Raw genomic sequence first — 17,482 nt, forward strand, 5'->3', positions numbered from 1 at the left:
ATGTTAATCGTTACGCATGAAATGGATTTCGCTCGGGAAGTTTCTGACCGGATTGTCTTTATGGATAAGGGCGTGATTGCGGAGGAAGGAAGCCCAGAGCAGATTTTCAGTAATCCAAAACAAGATCGGACGAGGGAATTTTTAAAACGGACATTAAAAGAGTAATCGTTTCGTGCAAGAATTGTTTTAATCGAACCAAGGGATTTTTTTTCCTTGGTTTTTTCTTTTACGAGGTAAAGCCTATTCTAATCAGTGTGAATAATAATAGTAGTATAATTATGAATGAGGTGCTAATCGTATGAAAGATATAACTATAGGATCACTACTAGAGACCATAGGTGAATTATTTTCAGATGAAATTTCCATTGCGGTTTCGAATACAAAAGAATATATCTACTATCGGCCAAGTAAACGGATTGATTTAAAAATTAACCCGGGCGACCCTGTAAAGGAAGGGACGATTGCCCATAATGCATTGGTGACGAAGCAAAAAGTTTCTGAGTTTATTAACCGGGATGTTTTTGGTGTTCCTTATCACGGAATGGCGGTACCATTTTTACATAATGGACAGCTTGAGGGTTGTGTAACGGCTATTTATCCTGCTTTAACAGATGGGAAGTCGGTCGTTACCGTGAAAACATTGGATGGCTGGATTCCCATTCCTTTTTCAAAGGTCGTTTATTTAGAAGCCAAAGATAAGAAGACGAGTGTTTATTCAGAGGAGGTGTCAGGCACTCATAAATACTCCTTACAAGAATTTGAATATCTGCTTCCAAAGGATTCGTTTATTAGATGCCATCGCTCATTTATTGTGAATGTTAATCATATTAAAGAGATTCATCCTGATACACATTCTACTTTTTTGCTTTCGATGGATAATGGTGAGCGGGTGCCGGTTAGCCAGTCCTACTCTAGTTATTTTCGAAAACTTTTAGGATTTTAGTTTTTTCTGCTTTAGAGCCTAAATTTGCTGTTTTATCAGAATATTTCGTATCATACTCCATAATTTCCTATCCGGATGATGTAAATAGGTAAAATGATGATAATACCTATTTATGAAGTGAGGGATTTGTTTATGGAGAAAAATTTGGAGCGAATTAGAGATTCTCGTCTAAGAGACCGAGTGGTTACTGCTGAAGAAGCAGCTGCCTGGATTAAAAACGGAATGACGTTGGGGTTGAGTGGGTTTACACGAGCGGGTGATGTGAAAGCGGTGCCAGTGGCGTTGGTCAACCGAGTTAAGGATGATGAAGGGTTTAAAGTCGATGTCTATACAGGAGCATCCTTAGGGTCGGATGTGGATAAATTATTTGCTGAAGCAGGAATTTTAGGAAAAAGATTACCTTTCCAAGCAGATGCCACTATGAGAAGAGGAATCAATCAGGGAGACTTTTTATTTGTTGATCAGCATTTGTCCCACACAGCAGAGTTGATTCGATCCGATGTGATGAATATAGATGTCGCTATTTTGGAAGCGGTTGCAGTAACAGAGGATGGAATGGTGATTCCAACCACTTCGATTGGTAATTCCTTATCGTTTGCCTTAAATGCCAAGTCTATTATTATTGAGATCAATATGGCTCAATCTCCACAGCTAGAGGGATTGCATGATTTATATGAACCTGGAAAACAAGGATCAAGGCTTCCCATTCCACTCGTTAAACCTAATGATCGAATTGGAACAATCGGCATTCCGATTGATGTTGAAAGAGTAAAGGGGATTGTGTTTACAGACCAACTTGATTCGCCATCGACCATTGTTCCACCAGATGAAGAAACGGAGACCATGGCACAGCATTTAATAGATTTTCTTCGAAGAGAAGTAAAAACAGGCCGATTAACGGAACGTCTAGCGCCAATACAATCGGGGATTGGTTCGGTGGCCAATGCAGTGCTACATGGAATGTTAGATTCAGAGTTTGAAGATTTGGAAGTTTATTCAGAGGTGTTACAGGATGCAGTGTTTGATCTAATGGATGCAGGAAAAGTACAATTTGCTTCCTGTTGCTCGATCACGCTTTCTGAGGCAAAACACCAACAGGTATTTTCCAATTTTGAACAATATCGTAATAATTTAATAATGCGCCCTCAGGAGATTTCGAATCATCCGGAAATCATTCGCCGCCTGGGATTAATCTCCATTAATACGGCTTTAGAATTGGATATCTACGGAAATGTCAATTCCACTCACGTTTTAGGTGCAAAAATGATGAACGGTATCGGTGGTTCTGGTGATTTTGCAAGAAATGCCCGTCTAGCTATCTTTGTCACCAAATCCATTGCAAAAGCTGGTAATATTTCAAGCATTGTGCCTTTTGTCTCTCATGTAGACCATACTGAACACGATGTCGATGTGATCGTCACCGAACAAGGATATGCTGACCTAAGAGGATTGGCACCAAGGGAAAGAGTGGAAATGATTATTGAGAATTGTGCGCATCCAATGTATCGTGATCAGCTGCGAGCCTATTACCAAGAAGCACTAACAAGAGGTGGGCAAACTCCTCATGTTTTAGAAAAAGCTTTTTCTTGGCATACGAATTATGCCAAAAATGGAACGATGCTTGAAGCGGTATTAGAAACGGTATAGGTTTCACATTTGCATCGGTTCAAACTGTGGCAATATCTATGAAAAATGCTGAATGGAGAGAATCTCCATTCAGCCTTTATTTACTTAATTTCTAGTTCTGACTTTAATTCCATTTGAACCCGTTGGATTTCTTCTTCTGAAACCAATCCATAATAAATGTTATCGATTCTTGTTCCTTCTTCTTCTATCTCCATTTGCTCAATGGATGTTCCAACATGCTTATAACCTTTTTGAATAGCGACCATTTGATCAAACGTAAGGTTTGTTTTTACATTTTTGCCGAGGACGGTAAATATATCGGAGAACTTGGTTAAACTTGAGAAACTAGCCCCTTCTTTAATTACCCCTTCAATAATTTGACGTTGTCTTATTTGCCTGCCAAAGTCCCCTCTGGGGTCTTCTTTTCTCATTCTTGTATAGCTTAGCGCTTTTTTACCGTTTAGAGTCAATTCTCCTTTTGGAAAATGGTATCCATCTTGAGTGAAATCTAAGTCATTATTGACCGTTACGCCGCCAACGGCATCGACCATTCCCGTGAAGCCTTTCATGTTAACCTCTATATAATAATCAATTGGTATATCGAGAAAGTTTTCGACGGTATCCAACGCCATGGGGATCCCTCCAAAGGCGTAGGCGTGGTTAATTTTATCCTCCGTCCCTTTTCCAATAATTTCAGTTCGAGTATCGCGTGGGATGCTTAGCATTTTTACGGAATTATTGTTGGGATTAACGGTTAATACAATCATGGTGTCAGAGCGGCCCGAGTCTCCTTCACGCTCATCCACACCCAGCATTAAAACCGAAAAAGGATCTTTTTCTTTAAGCGAAACTGGCTCCGCACGTTTTTCAGATTTTTCTCGTTCCATCGGCTGATGCATCGCAGCAACAGCATTTTTAAAAGATTTATAGACAGTGGATCCGTAGACGCCCCCGCCAATTAATAGTAGTAGAAGGATTGTGCCGGTCACCTTTACCCATTTTCTAAGTCTTCGTTTCCTTTTTCTTAATCGCATTCATAAACCTCCAAACTATCAAAGTCAGTTATTCATATCATACGATAAAGGTGTTTGAAAGTCGTCGGTTTTCCGTTGCTATTGTCAAAATGTGTCGGAATTCCTATGGAATCACGTTTGAAAGATAGGACTAAGAACGAACGAAGTCACAGGATACTGGTTGATTATTACTAGATTAAAAAATGAAGGTTTCATAGATGGAACATTTTTATTTCCTTCCAAGCGATATTCATTGATTAAAACCAATCAATATGATAAATCCTAATGGAGGAAATTTCTAGAAAGTTGTTTTTTTTAAGTAAAGATACTATCGAGATCATTTGGAAAGGAGCATTAATCAATGCGATTAAAAGGAAAGAAAGTACTCAGCCTTGTGCACCATGATTTTGAAGATTTAGAGTTATGGTACCCGATTCTTCGACTCCAGGAGGAGGGGGCCATAGTCCATCTTGCAGGAGAAAAAGCGAATGAAAAGTATATTGGGAAGTACGGCGTACCGGCTACCTCCGAATTCTCTTATGATGAGGTGCGTGGGGAAGATTATGACGCAATTTTAGTTCCAGGAGGGTGGGCCCCAGATAAAATCCGGCGCTTCCCGGAAGTCCTGTCGCTGCTGCAGCAAATGAATGCGGATGAAAAGCCGATCGGACAAATCTGCCATGCCGGCTGGGTGCTGATTTCGGCCAAAATTCTTGATGGCAAAAAAGTCACCAGTACTCCGGGGATTAGGGATGATATGGAAAATGCAGGGGCTACTTGGTATGACGAACCTGTGGTTGTTGACGGCCATCTTGTCTCCAGCCGCCGTCCGCCGGATCTTCCTGATTACCTGCGGGAATTTATCAACGTATTAGAACAGAAAAAGTAAAGTGTGGAAGCAAGATAGCGAGCGATTGTTCGCTGTCTTTTTTCGTTCAGCAATGGAAAAGCTATACGTGCATGAAACCTTTCCCCGAGATCATACGTATGTAGTCATAAATAAACGAACGAGGGTGACGCATGATACATGGAAACACGAGAAGATTTGTTGAACGAATTAACCGTCATTGAGAAATGGGAAAATGACCAGAGTGATTTATGGATTTGGGATCGCATCGGCAGACTTCCATTTAAGATTCTTGATAAAATAACCCCCCAATTCATCCACAACAAAGTGGGGAATCTATTAGAAGAAATCGGCTCCTATATTCAGAATGGCGGCAGCTATTTAATTAAAGAACATAATCTCTTTGAAAAAATTGAAAAAGAAACAGGGAAACCAATCACCAATGTATCTGATATTGAGGATATTCCGTTAGCTGCAATGGATAAGTTAAGCCAGGAGCTGACCGGACAACGGAAGAAGTTTGCGGCCATCCAAGGAGCAAGCACGGGAATCGGCGGGATTTTTACCCTCGCACTCGATGTTCCGGCATTAATGGGCATCTCCTTAAAAACATTGCAGGAAATCGCCATCCTCCATGGATATGATCCCAATGAGAAATGCGAACGTATTTTTATGATCAAATGCCTGCAGTTTTCCTCGGCGGATATTGTCGGCAAACGAGCGATTCTCAATGAACTTTCCAGCTATTATCAAAAAGGGAATGGATCAAGTGAAATGATGTCGCAGCTCCAAGGCTGGCGTGAAGTGGTTTATACCTATAGAGACCAGTTCGGGTGGAAGAAGCTGTTCCAAATGGTACCTATTGCGGGGATGATCTTCGGTGCATTTACCAATCGCTCGATGATTAACGACCTAGCGGAGACGGGAATTATGCTTTACCGAAAAAGAAGGATTCTTGAGCGGTTGGAACAAGAATAGGTATAAAAAAAGGGACAGCATTTTTGCTGTCCCTTTTGACTGGATCCATGGGGGCCCGGCCACAACCTTAATTCAAACCTATTAGATACTAACTAGGCTTTCGGTTTTTTCCTCAAAATATTTATGCATAAGTGAATTAAGTTTGATGGAAAGATTGATGTATTCCGAGCTGCTAGGGCCATCTTGCTTATATATTTTGCTCAGTGTCGTTTTAAGATAAATGATTTCCTTTAAAAGTTCCATATTTTCCATTTGAGTTCGTTCGATTGTTTTCATCATACACCTCGTAAAATTATTTTTTACTGCCATTGGTTTGGAAGGCATGATGACTTGATTTCCCATCTTTTCGTCTTCTATCTTTAATACAATTCCAATACCATTCTGATAGTAACATAGTGGATTTTCCATGTGAACAGCGAATTTAAAAGTAAAAATATTTGAAAAAAGGTAAATGATATTGGTATATCAATGTATTTAAAAAGAGATTTCTAACTGCTTGAAAATAAACGTCTCCTATATTTCGACAAATTATTTCGTTATAACATCAAAAATAAAAATAAAAATATTCAGAAATCTTAAGAACAGTAAAAAAAGAATCCGGCCCAGTGCCGGATCCAAACAAATATATCAAAAGGGGGTTTTGGAAAAAGAGAAAGGTAAATGCTGTCCTCTTCATGTAATTTATATTACCCCGTAATCATGAACAAACTATGAATAAATCGTATATATTTTATTAATTATTTAGTATGATAGATGTCAAATCAAGGGCACTAGTATAACTATGTGCAATCGCAAGGGACAATCTAGAGGAGAAATGGATGAGAAAAATAGCAGGTTTATTTCTATCTGCATTCACACTTGTAGGGCTCGCAGGTTGTGGTGAAAATTCCTTAGCTGTTAAAGCAGTTGAGCAGGGGAAATTAGCACTAGCCAGTCATGAGTATGATGAAGCAGAATCATCGTTTGAAATGGCCATAAAGGAAGGTTCAAAGGATAGCGAAGAAAAAGAGGTTGTTGAAATCATAAAAGCATTTAAAGAATCATCCGAGTTATTTGAACAAGGAGACCTTAATAATGCCAAAAAGGTCATCTCCAGTATGAACAATTATAGCAAGTATGCCATTAATGAAGAAATCGAAATGCTCAAAAAGACAATTGAGGAAACGATTGTTTTAATGATGAGTTTGTTAAACAAGTCGATAGTTTAAATAAACTAATTTCAAAAGGTTCATTTGAGGAAGGTAAAAAAATAATAGCTGACTTAAAAATGAATGAATTGGACCCGAAACAAGAAGAAACTATTGTAAGAATAGAAAAGAAGTTGAAAGAGTCTGAAGTGGCCCTCGCTAAAGAAAAAGCTGCAAAAAAAAGCAGTGTGATGCTTGATCGAAAACAAGCTAAGGAACTGCTGATTAAAACTCAAAATATAGATACAAGCATCGCAGGTGTACGAACGGACCCAGAAATGGATGAAGTAATAGATGGTGTAAAGTATTACTTTTTGATGTCTATGCCCTCACCGAAGGCTTTGCTGCCAATGCCTATTGGGTAAGCTCTAAAGATGGCAGACTTAAAAATAACTTCTAAAGAGATAGTCGTCGGACTATCTCTTTTTATATATGAAGCTAATTTGGGCTTTCTCATTCTTAATGGTCAGGTTTGTATGGCTGATCTGCAATATAACTTTTAGGCACCTAAAACTTACGATGTCCTAATTGTAATCATCATATATTCAGCATACCTATTGGTATATTCAACACCGGTTACTTTGTATTTCTTTGCATTGTACACATCTACTTTAAGGTTGAACTTTACCGACCACATCTGCTATTGGCTTCGATTCAAATATGATATTTAAAAAAGGAACCTTGCAGCTACCTCTCCGCAACTGCCGAATAGAACCCTAGCCCAATAAATAACGCGAAGGCACCTAAATTATGTATAATTGCACGAAACATCTAAATTATGCACAGTACAGTACCTACTTTAAGCGCACAAAACTTAATTAAATAGGCAAAACCTCTATAGGCACCATCTAGTCTGAAATAAAATTTCAATAATATTATTAAAAGTGTAAAATAAAATAAAATTACAGAGGGGGACGTATTAGTGAAGTACCGACTACTTGCAACGGACTTAGATGGCACGTTATTAAACGATCAAAAAGAGATTGATATGGAAACAATCGAGGCGATTCATGAGTACCGTAAACGAGGTGGGAAGGTGGTCATTTGCAGCGGACGCTCTCCGCTATCAACGCAGTGGATTGCCCGTACGCTTGGACTTAGTGGCGAGCCGATCATTGCTTACAATGGGGCAATTCTGCTGGATAAGAATGGCGGAATCAGAGAGCAATCAGTTTTTCCATATGAGCCGCTGATGAGTTTCTGGGAATTATGTGAGACGGAGGGTATCTATGCCCATTTTTACGAGGGGGATACGCTGCTTGTCCCAAAGGTTAATAAATGGAATGAGCACTGGATTGAAAATAACATCCCCACCCTTGAAAAATCAGGAGGAGAACGTCATCAGTATAAAAGTGTTCGAGAAAAATGCCAGGTGAAGGTGGTAGACGACTTTTATCGATACCTGAAGGAGCAGGAGCCAAGCATTACAAAAATTGCTGTATTTGATGATGGGAATAAACTCCCTGAGTTTACCCGGAAGCTTAAGGAACAGGCAGTGGATATGGAAATTAGCAGCAGTTTTAATTTTATCAATTTAGAAATTACCCCAAGTGGTGTGACAAAAGCATCTGCCCTAATAAAGCTTACCAAGCAGTTAGGAATTCCACTCTCACAAACCGCAGCGATTGGTGATAATTTTAATGATGCTCTTATGCTCTCGGCTGTCGGCCTCGGAATTGCGATGGGCAATGCGCCCGAAAAGGTGAGACAATTAGCGGATCAGGTGACTGGAAATAATAATGAAGCAGGGGTCGCAAAGGCGATTCGCCGTTATTTGCTTGAATAAGACCCAGTTCACCTCATTGTGAAAAAGTGTTTTGAAATAACATTTTAATATTTTAATAAAAAAGTTGAAATATAATTTCAAAGGGAATATAATGAATCTACGGTAACCGCTTTCACCTCAGAAAAGACTTACAGGAGGATAACGATAAAATGGCAGAAAATCTAGAATTATTAACGACAGAATCGCGCAATGAACATACGATGCAGATAGATACAGCAAGTCCGCTTGAGATTTTACGAATTATGAATGAACAGGACCAATTGGTCGCTTTAGCAGTGAACGATGTGTTAACAGATGTGGAAGCGGCTGTTCAATTTGTAGTTGAGTCCTTTAAAAATGGCGGGCGCCTAATTTATGTAGGTGCCGGGACTAGCGGGAGATTAGGGGTCCTCGATGCAGTGGAATGTCCGCCCACTTTCAGTACAGATTCCGAAATGGTCCAAGGACTTATCGCAGGAGGAGAACGCGCCTTTTTGAAAGCAGTCGAAGGTGCTGAGGATCAGACGGATTTCGGTGTGAACGATTTGAAGGAAATTGGGCTGACTAAAGATGATACCGTGATTGGTATTGCCGCCAGCGGCCGAACACCTTATGTAATAGGGGCACTACGATATGCACGCAGTATTGGAGCAAAAACCGTTGCACTTTCCTGCAATAAAAATGCTGCAATTAGTAAGGAAGCTGACCAAGCAATCGAAGTCATTGTTGGCCCAGAAGTGCTCACAGGCTCGACTCGCTTGAAATCAGGTACCGCTCATAAGATGATTTTGAATATGATATCAACTTCTTCGATGATTCTTTTAGGTAAGGCCTATGAGAATTTAATGGTCGATGTTCATGTGAGCAACCAAAAATTGAAAGAACGGGCAATCGGCATCATCCGTAAGATTACAGGGGTTTCCTATGAACAGGCGTCGGAAATACTAGAAGCATCCGATCTTCAAGTCAAAACGGCTATCGTCATGATTAAGACGAATACAACGAAACCTGAAGCAGAACAATTATTAATAGAAGCAAACGGGTATGTAAAAAAAGCAATTCAAAACGTGAAAGAGTGAATTATTTTAAAAGGTGGTCTTTGGTGTGGCAGCAGGCGGATTAAAAATGATTCAAAATATGTTGGAACAGCTTCCGGCTTCCGAACGGAAAATTGCTAAATTGATACTTGGAAATCCTCAAGTGATTTTAAACAGTACCGTCCATGACATCGGTTTGCAGGCCCAAACAAGCGGGGCGGCTGTGATTAGACTGTGTAAATCATTAGGTTTAAATGGTTTTCAGGATTTAAAGGTTAGAATTGCAGGCGATTTAGTGAAACCAGTGGAACAAGGGTACCGTGACATTGAGCCAGGGGAATCGTTTTTCTCCATCGCTCAGAAGACAACGAGCAATAGTATCCAGAGCATTCGTGACTCGGAAGAAATGATTAATTACGATGAATTGGAACGTGCTGTTCACACCTTGTCGGCTGCTCAAAATGTTCATTTCTTTGGAATTGGTGCTTCAAGCATCATCGCTAAGGACGCACAGCAGAAGCTCCTTAGGATTCATAAAAATGCAACCGCTTTTACAGATACACACCTTGTTGCAACCTTAATTGCTAATGCCAATAAGGATGATCTTGTGTTTGGAATCTCACACTCAGGAGAAACACCTGAGGTCATTAAGGTCATGGCACTCGCGAAAGAACGTGGCGTGAACACGATAAGTTTAACGAAATATGGGCAATCAACGGTCTCTGCGCTAGCAGATATTAAGTTGTTTACTGCTGATTCTGGAGAGGCTCCTTTCCGAAGTGCAGCAACTTCCTCACGCCTGGCGCAGTTATATATCATGGATATTTTGTTTTTATCGATGGCCACCGTCCAATATGACGATACGATTCAATCCATCGATAAAACAAGAGAAGCGATTCGGTTTATCAAAGAAGTGAAATAGTCTTTTTTGGGAGGTGATGTGAACACTTTTCCATTTGCAGACTTGGGGAAATAAGTTCACTTTAAAAAATATACAACAGAGAGAAGGGGAATGAGCATGGCTGGAGAGAACAAAATTTTAGCAGAAAAGATTCTTGATGAATTAGGCGGGCCAGCAAATATTGAAAATTACACGCATTGTATGACGAGACTTCGTGTGACGCCGAAGGATAACTCGATTGTTAACCAAGCGTCTATTAAGAAAATAGACGGAGTCATGGGAGTGGTAGAGGAAGAGACCCTCCAAATTATCCTTGGACCTGGAAAAGTAAATAGAGTGACAGAAGAGTTTGGTAAATTAATAGAAGCTGCTGGCGGGATCAATCTGAAAGAAAAGGCAGCCAGCAAGAAGGCTGAAATCAACCAAAAGAATGCGACACCGTTTAAGCTGTTTTTACGAAAAATCTCTAGTATTTTCATTCCATTAATCCCAGCACTTGTTGCCTCCGGATTGATTACAGGGATTACAAAAGCAATCGTCCAAGCGGGCTGGTTAGCAGCAGATTCCCAACTGGCGACCATCTTGTCTGTTATTGGAAGCGGTTTATTTGGTTACCTTGGCATTTTAGTTGGTACCAATGCAGCGAAAGAGTTCGGCGGTTCACCCGCACTCGGGGCAATTGCCGGTATTTTAATCATTAACCCAGCAGTAGCAGGGATAAAATTGTTTGATACTGCCTTGCTTCCTGGTCGTGGCGGCTTAATCGGCGTATTATTCGCCGCTATCTTTATTGCCCTTGTCGAAAAACGAGTTCGTCGTTATGTTCCACAATCGCTTGACCTATTTATCACGCCAACGGTTGCTTTATTGCTTACTGGTATTGTAACTTATCTTGTCTTTATGCCGCTTGGTGGTTTTGTTTCAGATGCGATTACAAAAGGATTAACTTCACTTCTTGATGTGGGTGGTGTCGTGGCTGGATTTGTTCTTGGGGCCACCTTCCTGCCGCTCGTTGTCACTGGTTTACATCAAGGATTAACACCGATTCATCTCGAGTTAATTAATACACTTGGAAATGACCCGCTTCTGCCAATCTTGGCTATGGGTGGTGCTGCACAGGTTGGAGCAGCATTTGCAATTTACGCTAAAACAAAGAAAAAACGTTTAAAAAGAGCGATTGGCGGGGGGCTTCCTGCCGGAATTCTCGGAATTGGCGAACCGCTCATTTTCGGGGTAACCTTACCATTAGGCCGTCCATTCTTAACTGCTTGCTTAGGTGCAGGTGTCGGCGGTGCGTTCCAGGCTGTCTTCCATGTCGCAACCATCGCGGTTGGGGTTTCTGGCTTACCGCTGGCATTTTTAGTAGTAACAGGGCAAGTTCTGCTGTATCTGCTTGGTGTGTTAATCTCTTATGGAGCTGGATTCTTGTTCACTTATTTATTCGGCTTCAATGATGACATGGCCGGTGAATTCGATTGATCGGAATTTCCTTCTATTTAAATGATCCTTTAGCAGAAGAGCGGATTAGGTTTGCTGGGAAAATGGGTGTGAGGCGGGCATTTACGTCGCTTCACATCCCTGAAGAGTCAGGGGATTTAGCAGGCCGTGCGCGCGAGCTGCTGCATGCAGCAAAAGAAGATGGCATCGAAGTTTATGCAGATGTATCGGCACGAACACCTGCCCATTTAGGATTGGAAAGTTTATTTTCGTTAAAATCCTTAGGGGTTATCGGTTTGCGGTTGGATGACTTTTTTACGAATGAGATTATTTTGGAACTGGCTAAGGATTTCAAACTTGCGCTTAATGCCAGCATTATGTTTGAGGAAGATATACGGGTGCTGCTTGAAGGCGGGTTACAGGCTAGTCAGCTGCTGGCGTGGCATAATTTCTATCCAAGGCGCGAAACGGGATTAGCTGAATCATTTTTTCAAGAGCAAAATGAACTGTTTAAACGCTATGGTATTCCGGTAAGTGCATATATTCCAGGAGACGGTGAGAAACGCGGCCCGTTGTTTGAAGGGCTGCCAACCTTGGAAGATCATCGTGAAGTTAATCCGTATCTGGCTGCGCTGGAGTTGTTCCGAGCGGGTGTGGAGGATGTCTATATCGGTGATCCTGAGGTAAGCGAGGACCTTCTTCAAAGGTTAAACGATTTTGATTGCCATCATCGTGTTTCAATCCGAATTGAAGGTTTCCAGGAAGGTGAGTTCCGGCTCCGCCCTGATTTTTCCCGTGACGTGCTAAGGCTTATGGATACGAGAAGCTCTGATTCGGTGGAGGCTCGGAATACGTTAGCGCGGCCGCTGGGGACGATTACTAGAGATAATGACCACTATGGACGCTATCGCGGAGAGGTACAAATCACACTTCGTGACCTTCCAGCTGATGAGCGAGTCAATGTTGTCGGCAGGATTGTGGAAGAGGATTTGCCGCTCCTTTCCCTGCTGCAACCGGGTCAGCTTGTAAAGCTGATTCAGGTATGATATAAAAGTCAAAAAACCAAGGGACTTCCCTTGGTTTTTTCGTATCGGCCGCTAGTAGTAACTATTTTTCCATCAACCATTTTGTAACGATCTTTGATTTTTCTTCATCTAATAGATTTCCAGGCATTTTTTTCGTGCCTTCATTGACAATTTTCAGGACTTCCGCTTCTGAATACTTACTTTTCATATTTGTTACTCCCGGTCCTACAGCTCCCTGTAGTTTATCGCCATGACAAGCAGCGCAGCTATCTTTATAGATTGATTCTCCATCCATAGCAGTACTTGTTTTACCTGATGAACAGCCAGTTAATAATATAAGCACTAATGCAGTAATAGCCCAAAGTTGTTTCACGATGTCTCCTCCAAACACATTAAAATAGTGGAAATGTTCCTTAAGTCTATCTTAATAGAGTTTGAGTGTGAAAATTCACCTCAAATATGAACAAAAATTTAAACTTCGGCGTTGTAACGGACAAATCGCAAGAATAATTGTGGAGAAATGTCCATAAGACATTGGTAAGCATATTCCTGACTAATTTATTATGCGAATCTACAAAAAAATGGTAATTTTTACTTTCCCTCCAAATCTATTGAAATCATCTGTTAATACTAGTCATCATGGAATTAGCAGGCGCTTTAAAAGGAAAAATTATTTCCTATGTCGAAATAATTGGAGTGTAATTATTGGAAACTGGGAGGAACGAGGATGACAGGAAGTAAGGGAGTAACGACAGACGATTTATATCGATTAAAGTCAGTGGTGAACCCACAGTTTTCACCAGATGGACAGTCTTTTGTTTATGTACAGACCACGATAGATCGAGAGAATGATGAATATCAATCACAGATCTTTTATCAAACGCTTGAAAAAAGGGCCGAGTCTGTCCAATGGACGTTTGGAAAAGGAAAGAATCATACACCCCGCTGGTCACCTGATGGTACTAAGCTTGCATTTGTCTCCAATCGGAGCGGAAAGAATCAAATATATGTGTTGAGTGTAAACGGTGGCGAGGCACAGCAAGTAACCTTTCTGCCAAGTGGAGCGAGCAATCCTGTCTGGTCACCTGATGGAATGAAGCTAGCTTTCAACACTTCCTTACAATCTACTAAAACGATTTTTGATCCAGAGGAGAAGAAACAAGAGAGACCCGTGCCGCTGGAAGTGACGAAAATGAGATATAAGTCGGATGGAGAAGGATTTTGCCAGGGGCAATTCAAACAAGTAGTTGTAGTGAATGTTGGTTCCGGTGAATTAACGCAACTTACCACTGGGGCATATGATGTGAGTTTATATTGCTGGTCACCGGATGGGAGGTATCTTGCTGTAGGGGCAGATGTAACCGAAGTGGCTGATTTATCATTTAAGAATGATATTTATCTATTAAATATAGAAACTAAAGAATACAATCCTGTAACTAATGGAACCGGCTATTTTGGAAACGTTACTTGGTCCCCAGACGGAAAATACCTTGCGATGATAGGGCATGAGCGAGAATTTCAAAATGCCACACTCTCAAAAATCTGGCTTTATGAAATTAATACAGGCACATTTACATGTTTTACACCTGACTGGGATGTTCCTGTCGGTGATTATATGGTGGTTGACTTTCAACAAGGTGCATCTTCGCCAGGGGTAATTTGGGATGGGAACAGCCAAGGTTTTTATTTTATTACCTCAGAACAGGGAAGTACTAATATTTACTTTGGTGATCTGAAAGATGGAGTGAAATCAGTGCTGGTCGGCAAGCAGCACGTCTATGGATTGACCGTTGATTCGAAATCAGGACAAGCGATTGCAGCAATTAGTACCCCGACAGCGATTGGTGATTTATACTTATTATCTCTAAACGGGGAGGGAACTCTTGAGAGACTGACCAAGGTGAACGATATCCAGGACGTGGTTCTCTCTAAACCGGAACCAATTGAATATGAAGGAGCAAATGGCAGGAAGATTCATGGCTGGCTCTTGAAGCCGGTTGGTTTTGAGGCGGGAAAGAAATATCCATTACTACTTGAAATTCATGGCGGTCCTCATGCGATGTATGGGAATACGTACATGAATGAGTTTCAAATTTTGGCAGCGGAAGGATACGCGGTGTTGTACGTGAATCCACGCGGCAGTCATGGATATGGGCAGGATTTTGTCAATGCAGTACGCGGTGATTACGGTGGGGGCGATTATCAAGATTTAATGCTCGCTGTGGATTATGTGTTAGCAGAATTTGATTTGATTGATGAAAACCGTCTTGGGGTCACTGGCGGTAGTTACGGCGGCTTCATGACGAATTGGATTGTCGGACATACCAATCGTTTTAAAGCAGCTGTAACACAGCGTTCGATTTCGAACTGGATTAGTTTCTATGGAGTCAGTGATATAGGCTATTATTTCACGGAATGGCAGATTGATGGCGATTTCCGCGATGTGGATAAACTGTGGAAACATTCCCCGCTTGCTTATGTAGAGAACGTAGAGACGCCATTATTAATCCTTCATAGCGAAAAAGATTACCGCTGCCCAATTGAGCAGGCGGAGCAATTATATATTTCTCTAAAGCGGTTGGGGAAAGAAACAAAATTTGTCCGTTTCCCTGATGAAAACCATGAGTTATCCAGAAGCGGCAGGCCAAGCTTGCGTAAAAGCCGGTTAAATTACATTGTGGAGTGGTTCCGGGCGGAGATTTAATATGGGGAAAAGGAAAGGAAAGATTCTGCACGCATTGGAATCATTCCTTTTTTATGTCTTGTTCGTAAAATCCCCTTGTGAGTTCACCACTCCTTTTGGGATCCTCTTATATCTATTAGTCTATAATTTCCCGTTCACGTAACCATGGCGATACTTAGCAGGTGAAACGTTCATCACCGAAGTAAATATGCGTGTAAAGTAATGCACGGATCCAAAGCCAGTAACGTCAGCGATCTCTTTAATGGGAAGGTTTGTCATTTCAAGCAGGCGAGCCGCCTCTCTTACTCTTTCCTTGCGAATATAGGTGGAGAAACTTTCACACCGTTCATTGGAAAAGAGCCTCGATAAATGACGACTGGATATGTGAAGATAGTTGGCGACATCTTCTAGCTTCAATGGTTCTGATAAATTATCACGAATAAACAATTTTGCTTGATATAAATGGGTTGGGGAACTGTTCGAAAACATTTTTTCTGGACTGCGGCTCTGCTGATTTGCTTCGGAAAACATGGAATGAAAAGACAGTATCAGTGTGTGTGCCATATTAGTAATGAAGTTAAAATCTTCCGCCCTGTTGTTTGACGTATAATCTACCAGTGCCCTCCAGATTAAGGCTGTTGGGGAATCATCCGCCACATGAACACAAACCCTTTTTGTTTTCGCCAGCTGAGTAAACATGCTACTCGCATCATCCACTGATTTTTCATGCGAAATTTCAAAGGCAACAAATACAAGAAAAAGGCCCGTATCACTTAAAATCTGATGATGAATGTTCGGACGGGATAAAAATAATGTTCCTTTCTTTAATGGATATTGTTCATCCAAATCTTTATAAAGTCCTTCGCCACTTAGGACATAACAAACTTCAAAAAAGGAATGCCTATGGATCGGGTTGTTGAAATGGTTCGGATTCACTCCCCAATAATTCACCTTAAAGGCAATTTCATCTCCAAGCGGCCCCAGGGCATATTGATTTAAAATTCCTTCACTGTGTTTACATGATTGGACGACCAAAGATATCCCCCTAATGTCCTCATAAGACAAAAAAACAGCCTATTTTGATAAAGACAGAATTCTATTATTTTCTTAAAATTATAACAATTATGCGATCAACCTTAAAGGAGGATTTGGAATGATTACTTTAAAGGATGCGGAATTTTACAAAGAAAATGGATACTTGCTTGCTAAAGGGGTTTTTTCTAAAGAGGAAGTAGAACAAATGAAAGCGGCGGTAGAACGCATCATTCAACGTGCAGCCAATACAAAACATGATCGTAACCATGCATGGCAAGGGGAGTACGTCCCAGCAAACGAGTTAAAAAAACTGGTGTTAAAAGGTTTTCATGATGTTCATTATCATGATGCATCCTTTTCCAGAGCCTTCATCCATCCCAACATGGTGTCAATTTTGCAAAAGCTCATTGGACCGAATGTGCAATTACATCATTCCAAAATGCTGGTTAAACCACCTGAAAAGGGAGCAGCGTTTCCCATGCATCAGGATCATCCATATTTTCCTCATGAAAGTCATTCCATGTTGGCTGCTAGTGTTCATCTTGATGATGCAGACTTGGAAAACGGATGCCTGAGGGTCATCCCAAAATCTCATCAAGAAGGTCCCATCTCTCATGTCGGTCGTCACTACTTAAATCATAAGGAATATCCGATTTCCATAGGGACTCCTTGCCCTGCCGAAGCAGGCGACGTTTTGTTTTTTAATTATTTAACCATCCATGGTTCGGATAGCAATCGAAGTGACCGTCCGCGTAGGAACGTATTATTTCAATATCGGGACCCGTCTGATAAACCGACTGCCGATGTACACGTAAACTGGGGGCAAGGCTTGATGGTCTGTGGAGAAAATCCAACGTTCCGTGATTATCACGCTGATTTTGCCTCAAAGGTTATGAATTGATATTTGATTGCGCCTATTTTGGTCGAACTGAGGAAGCAGTAACGGACAGAATAGAAGATGTATATGACATAACTGTTGAATCAACTATAGAAGAATAATTTAAT

General features: G+C 41.0%; 17 protein-coding genes and 1 pseudogene. 14 read left to right on the forward strand and 4 right to left on the reverse strand.

Annotated features, from left to right (window positions below):
• From V7659_RS12725 to V7659_RS12735, 3 genes and pseudogenes are all read left to right on the forward strand, one after another.
• Window positions 1-165 (forward strand): annotated as a pseudogene (locus tag V7659_RS12725) (amino acid ABC transporter ATP-binding protein); the annotation flags it as partial.
• A 133-nt stretch (window positions 166-298) separates the two neighbouring features.
• Window positions 299-943 carry a LytTR family DNA-binding domain-containing protein gene (locus V7659_RS12730; RefSeq protein WP_335452728.1) on the forward strand — a complete coding sequence of 215 codons (645 nt, stop codon included), beginning with the start codon at window positions 299-301 and terminating at the stop codon, window positions 941-943.
• A gap of 132 nt (window positions 944-1,075) precedes the next feature.
• Entirely contained in the window at window positions 1,076-2,590 is a 1,515-nt protein-coding gene (locus V7659_RS12735; protein WP_335452726.1) for an acetyl-CoA hydrolase/transferase family protein, read from the forward strand.
• Window positions 2,591-2,670: 80 nt separating this feature from the next.
• On the opposite strand, the gene tagU is transcribed toward V7659_RS12735, so the two are convergent.
• A complete protein-coding gene (gene tagU / locus V7659_RS12740; RefSeq protein WP_335452723.1) occupies window positions 2,671-3,603 on the reverse strand; it encodes a polyisoprenyl-teichoic acid--peptidoglycan teichoic acid transferase TagU in 933 nt (310 codons plus the stop codon).
• Window positions 3,604-3,943: 340 nt separating this feature from the next.
• Between tagU and V7659_RS12745 the strand changes: the two genes are divergently transcribed.
• Both V7659_RS12745 and V7659_RS12750 read left to right on the forward strand, forming a co-directional pair.
• Window positions 3,944-4,471, forward strand: a complete 528-nt coding sequence (locus V7659_RS12745) for a type 1 glutamine amidotransferase domain-containing protein (RefSeq protein ID WP_335452720.1) — start codon at window positions 3,944-3,946, stop codon at window positions 4,469-4,471.
• Between the two features lie 138 nt (window positions 4,472-4,609).
• Entirely contained in the window at window positions 4,610-5,407 is a 798-nt protein-coding gene (locus V7659_RS12750) for an EcsC family protein (RefSeq protein ID WP_335540330.1), read from the forward strand.
• A gap of 81 nt (window positions 5,408-5,488) precedes the next feature.
• Here V7659_RS12750 and V7659_RS12755 read toward each other — a convergent pair whose 3' ends face one another.
• Entirely contained in the window at window positions 5,489-5,749 is a 261-nt protein-coding gene (locus V7659_RS12755; RefSeq protein ID WP_335540331.1) for a hypothetical protein, read from the reverse strand.
• 476 nt (window positions 5,750-6,225) lie between these two features.
• Here V7659_RS12755 and V7659_RS12760 point away from each other — a divergent pair, with 476 nt between their 5' ends.
• From V7659_RS12760 to V7659_RS12790, 7 genes are all read left to right on the forward strand, one after another.
• Window positions 6,226-6,615: a hypothetical protein gene (locus V7659_RS12760; RefSeq protein ID WP_335452711.1), complete on the forward strand. Its 390-nt coding sequence runs from the start codon at window positions 6,226-6,228 to the stop codon at window positions 6,613-6,615.
• A gap of 59 nt (window positions 6,616-6,674) precedes the next feature.
• Window positions 6,675-6,959 carry a hypothetical protein gene (locus tag V7659_RS12765; RefSeq protein WP_335452708.1) on the forward strand — a complete coding sequence of 95 codons (285 nt, stop codon included), beginning with the start codon at window positions 6,675-6,677 and terminating at the stop codon, window positions 6,957-6,959.
• A 557-nt stretch (window positions 6,960-7,516) separates the two neighbouring features.
• Window positions 7,517-8,380, forward strand: a complete 864-nt coding sequence (locus tag V7659_RS12770; RefSeq protein WP_335452704.1) for a Cof-type HAD-IIB family hydrolase — start codon at window positions 7,517-7,519, stop codon at window positions 8,378-8,380.
• Between the two features lie 149 nt (window positions 8,381-8,529).
• On the forward strand, window positions 8,530-9,438 hold the full coding sequence (murQ, locus tag V7659_RS12775; RefSeq protein WP_335452701.1) for an N-acetylmuramic acid 6-phosphate etherase: 909 nt from the start codon (window positions 8,530-8,532) through the stop codon (window positions 9,436-9,438).
• Window positions 9,439-9,463: 25 nt separating this feature from the next.
• Entirely contained in the window at window positions 9,464-10,318 is an 855-nt protein-coding gene (locus V7659_RS12780; RefSeq protein WP_335452698.1) for a MurR/RpiR family transcriptional regulator, read from the forward strand.
• Between the two features lie 96 nt (window positions 10,319-10,414).
• Window positions 10,415-11,776 carry a PTS transporter subunit EIIC gene (locus V7659_RS12785; RefSeq protein ID WP_335452695.1) on the forward strand — a complete coding sequence of 454 codons (1,362 nt, stop codon included), beginning with the start codon at window positions 10,415-10,417 and terminating at the stop codon, window positions 11,774-11,776.
• Window positions 11,773-12,780: a MupG family TIM beta-alpha barrel fold protein gene (locus V7659_RS12790; RefSeq protein ID WP_335452694.1), complete on the forward strand. Its 1,008-nt coding sequence runs from the start codon at window positions 11,773-11,775 to the stop codon at window positions 12,778-12,780. The genes V7659_RS12785 and V7659_RS12790 overlap by 4 nt, the downstream gene beginning before the upstream one ends.
• Before the next feature lie 61 nt (window positions 12,781-12,841).
• Here the strand turns inward: V7659_RS12790 and V7659_RS12795 are convergent, their stop codons facing one another.
• Window positions 12,842-13,132: a c-type cytochrome gene (locus tag V7659_RS12795; protein ID WP_335452692.1), complete on the reverse strand. Its 291-nt coding sequence runs from the start codon at window positions 13,130-13,132 to the stop codon at window positions 12,842-12,844.
• Window positions 13,133-13,486: 354 nt separating this feature from the next.
• Here V7659_RS12795 and V7659_RS12800 point away from each other — a divergent pair, with 354 nt between their 5' ends.
• Window positions 13,487-15,463: a S9 family peptidase gene (locus tag V7659_RS12800; RefSeq protein WP_335452689.1), complete on the forward strand. Its 1,977-nt coding sequence runs from the start codon at window positions 13,487-13,489 to the stop codon at window positions 15,461-15,463.
• A gap of 120 nt (window positions 15,464-15,583) precedes the next feature.
• Here V7659_RS12800 and V7659_RS12805 read toward each other — a convergent pair whose 3' ends face one another.
• Window positions 15,584-16,477, reverse strand: coding sequence for a helix-turn-helix transcriptional regulator (locus tag V7659_RS12805; protein ID WP_335452686.1), 894 nt, complete (start codon window positions 16,475-16,477; stop codon window positions 15,584-15,586).
• A gap of 118 nt (window positions 16,478-16,595) precedes the next feature.
• Between V7659_RS12805 and V7659_RS12810 the strand changes: the two genes are divergently transcribed.
• Window positions 16,596-17,378, forward strand: a complete 783-nt coding sequence (locus V7659_RS12810) for a phytanoyl-CoA dioxygenase family protein (RefSeq protein WP_335452683.1) — start codon at window positions 16,596-16,598, stop codon at window positions 17,376-17,378.
• The last annotated feature ends 104 nt before the right edge of the window (window positions 17,379-17,482 follow it).

The organism is Neobacillus drentensis (genome assembly GCF_036966985.1).
GTDB lineage: Bacteria > Bacillota > Bacilli > Bacillales > Cytobacillaceae > Neobacillus > Neobacillus drentensis_E.

Bases quoted from the DNA above. Each gene is read 5' to 3' on its own strand.
- V7659_RS12730 (WP_335452728.1), top strand. From the start codon at position 299: ATGAAAGATATAACTATAGGATCACTACTAGAGACCATAGGTGAATTA.
- V7659_RS12735 (WP_335452726.1), top strand. From the start codon at position 1,076: ATGGAGAAAAATTTGGAGCGAATTAGAGATTCTCGTCTAAGAGACCGA.
- tagU (WP_335452723.1), bottom strand. From the start codon at position 3,603: ATGCGATTAAGAAAAAGGAAACGAAGACTTAGAAAATGGGTAAAGGTG.
- V7659_RS12745 (WP_335452720.1), top strand. From the start codon at position 3,944: ATGCGATTAAAAGGAAAGAAAGTACTCAGCCTTGTGCACCATGATTTT.
- V7659_RS12750 (WP_335540330.1), top strand. From the start codon at position 4,610: ATGGAAACACGAGAAGATTTGTTGAACGAATTAACCGTCATTGAGAAA.
- V7659_RS12755 (WP_335540331.1), bottom strand. From the start codon at position 5,749: ATGGGAAATCAAGTCATCATGCCTTCCAAACCAATGGCAGTAAAAAAT.
- V7659_RS12760 (WP_335452711.1), top strand. From the start codon at position 6,226: ATGAGAAAAATAGCAGGTTTATTTCTATCTGCATTCACACTTGTAGGG.
- V7659_RS12765 (WP_335452708.1), top strand. From the start codon at position 6,675: ATGAATGAATTGGACCCGAAACAAGAAGAAACTATTGTAAGAATAGAA.
- murQ (WP_335452701.1), top strand. From the start codon at position 8,530: ATGGCAGAAAATCTAGAATTATTAACGACAGAATCGCGCAATGAACAT.
- V7659_RS12785 (WP_335452695.1), top strand. From the start codon at position 10,415: ATGGCTGGAGAGAACAAAATTTTAGCAGAAAAGATTCTTGATGAATTA.
- V7659_RS12800 (WP_335452689.1), top strand. From the start codon at position 13,487: ATGACAGGAAGTAAGGGAGTAACGACAGACGATTTATATCGATTAAAG.
- V7659_RS12810 (WP_335452683.1), top strand. From the start codon at position 16,596: ATGATTACTTTAAAGGATGCGGAATTTTACAAAGAAAATGGATACTTG.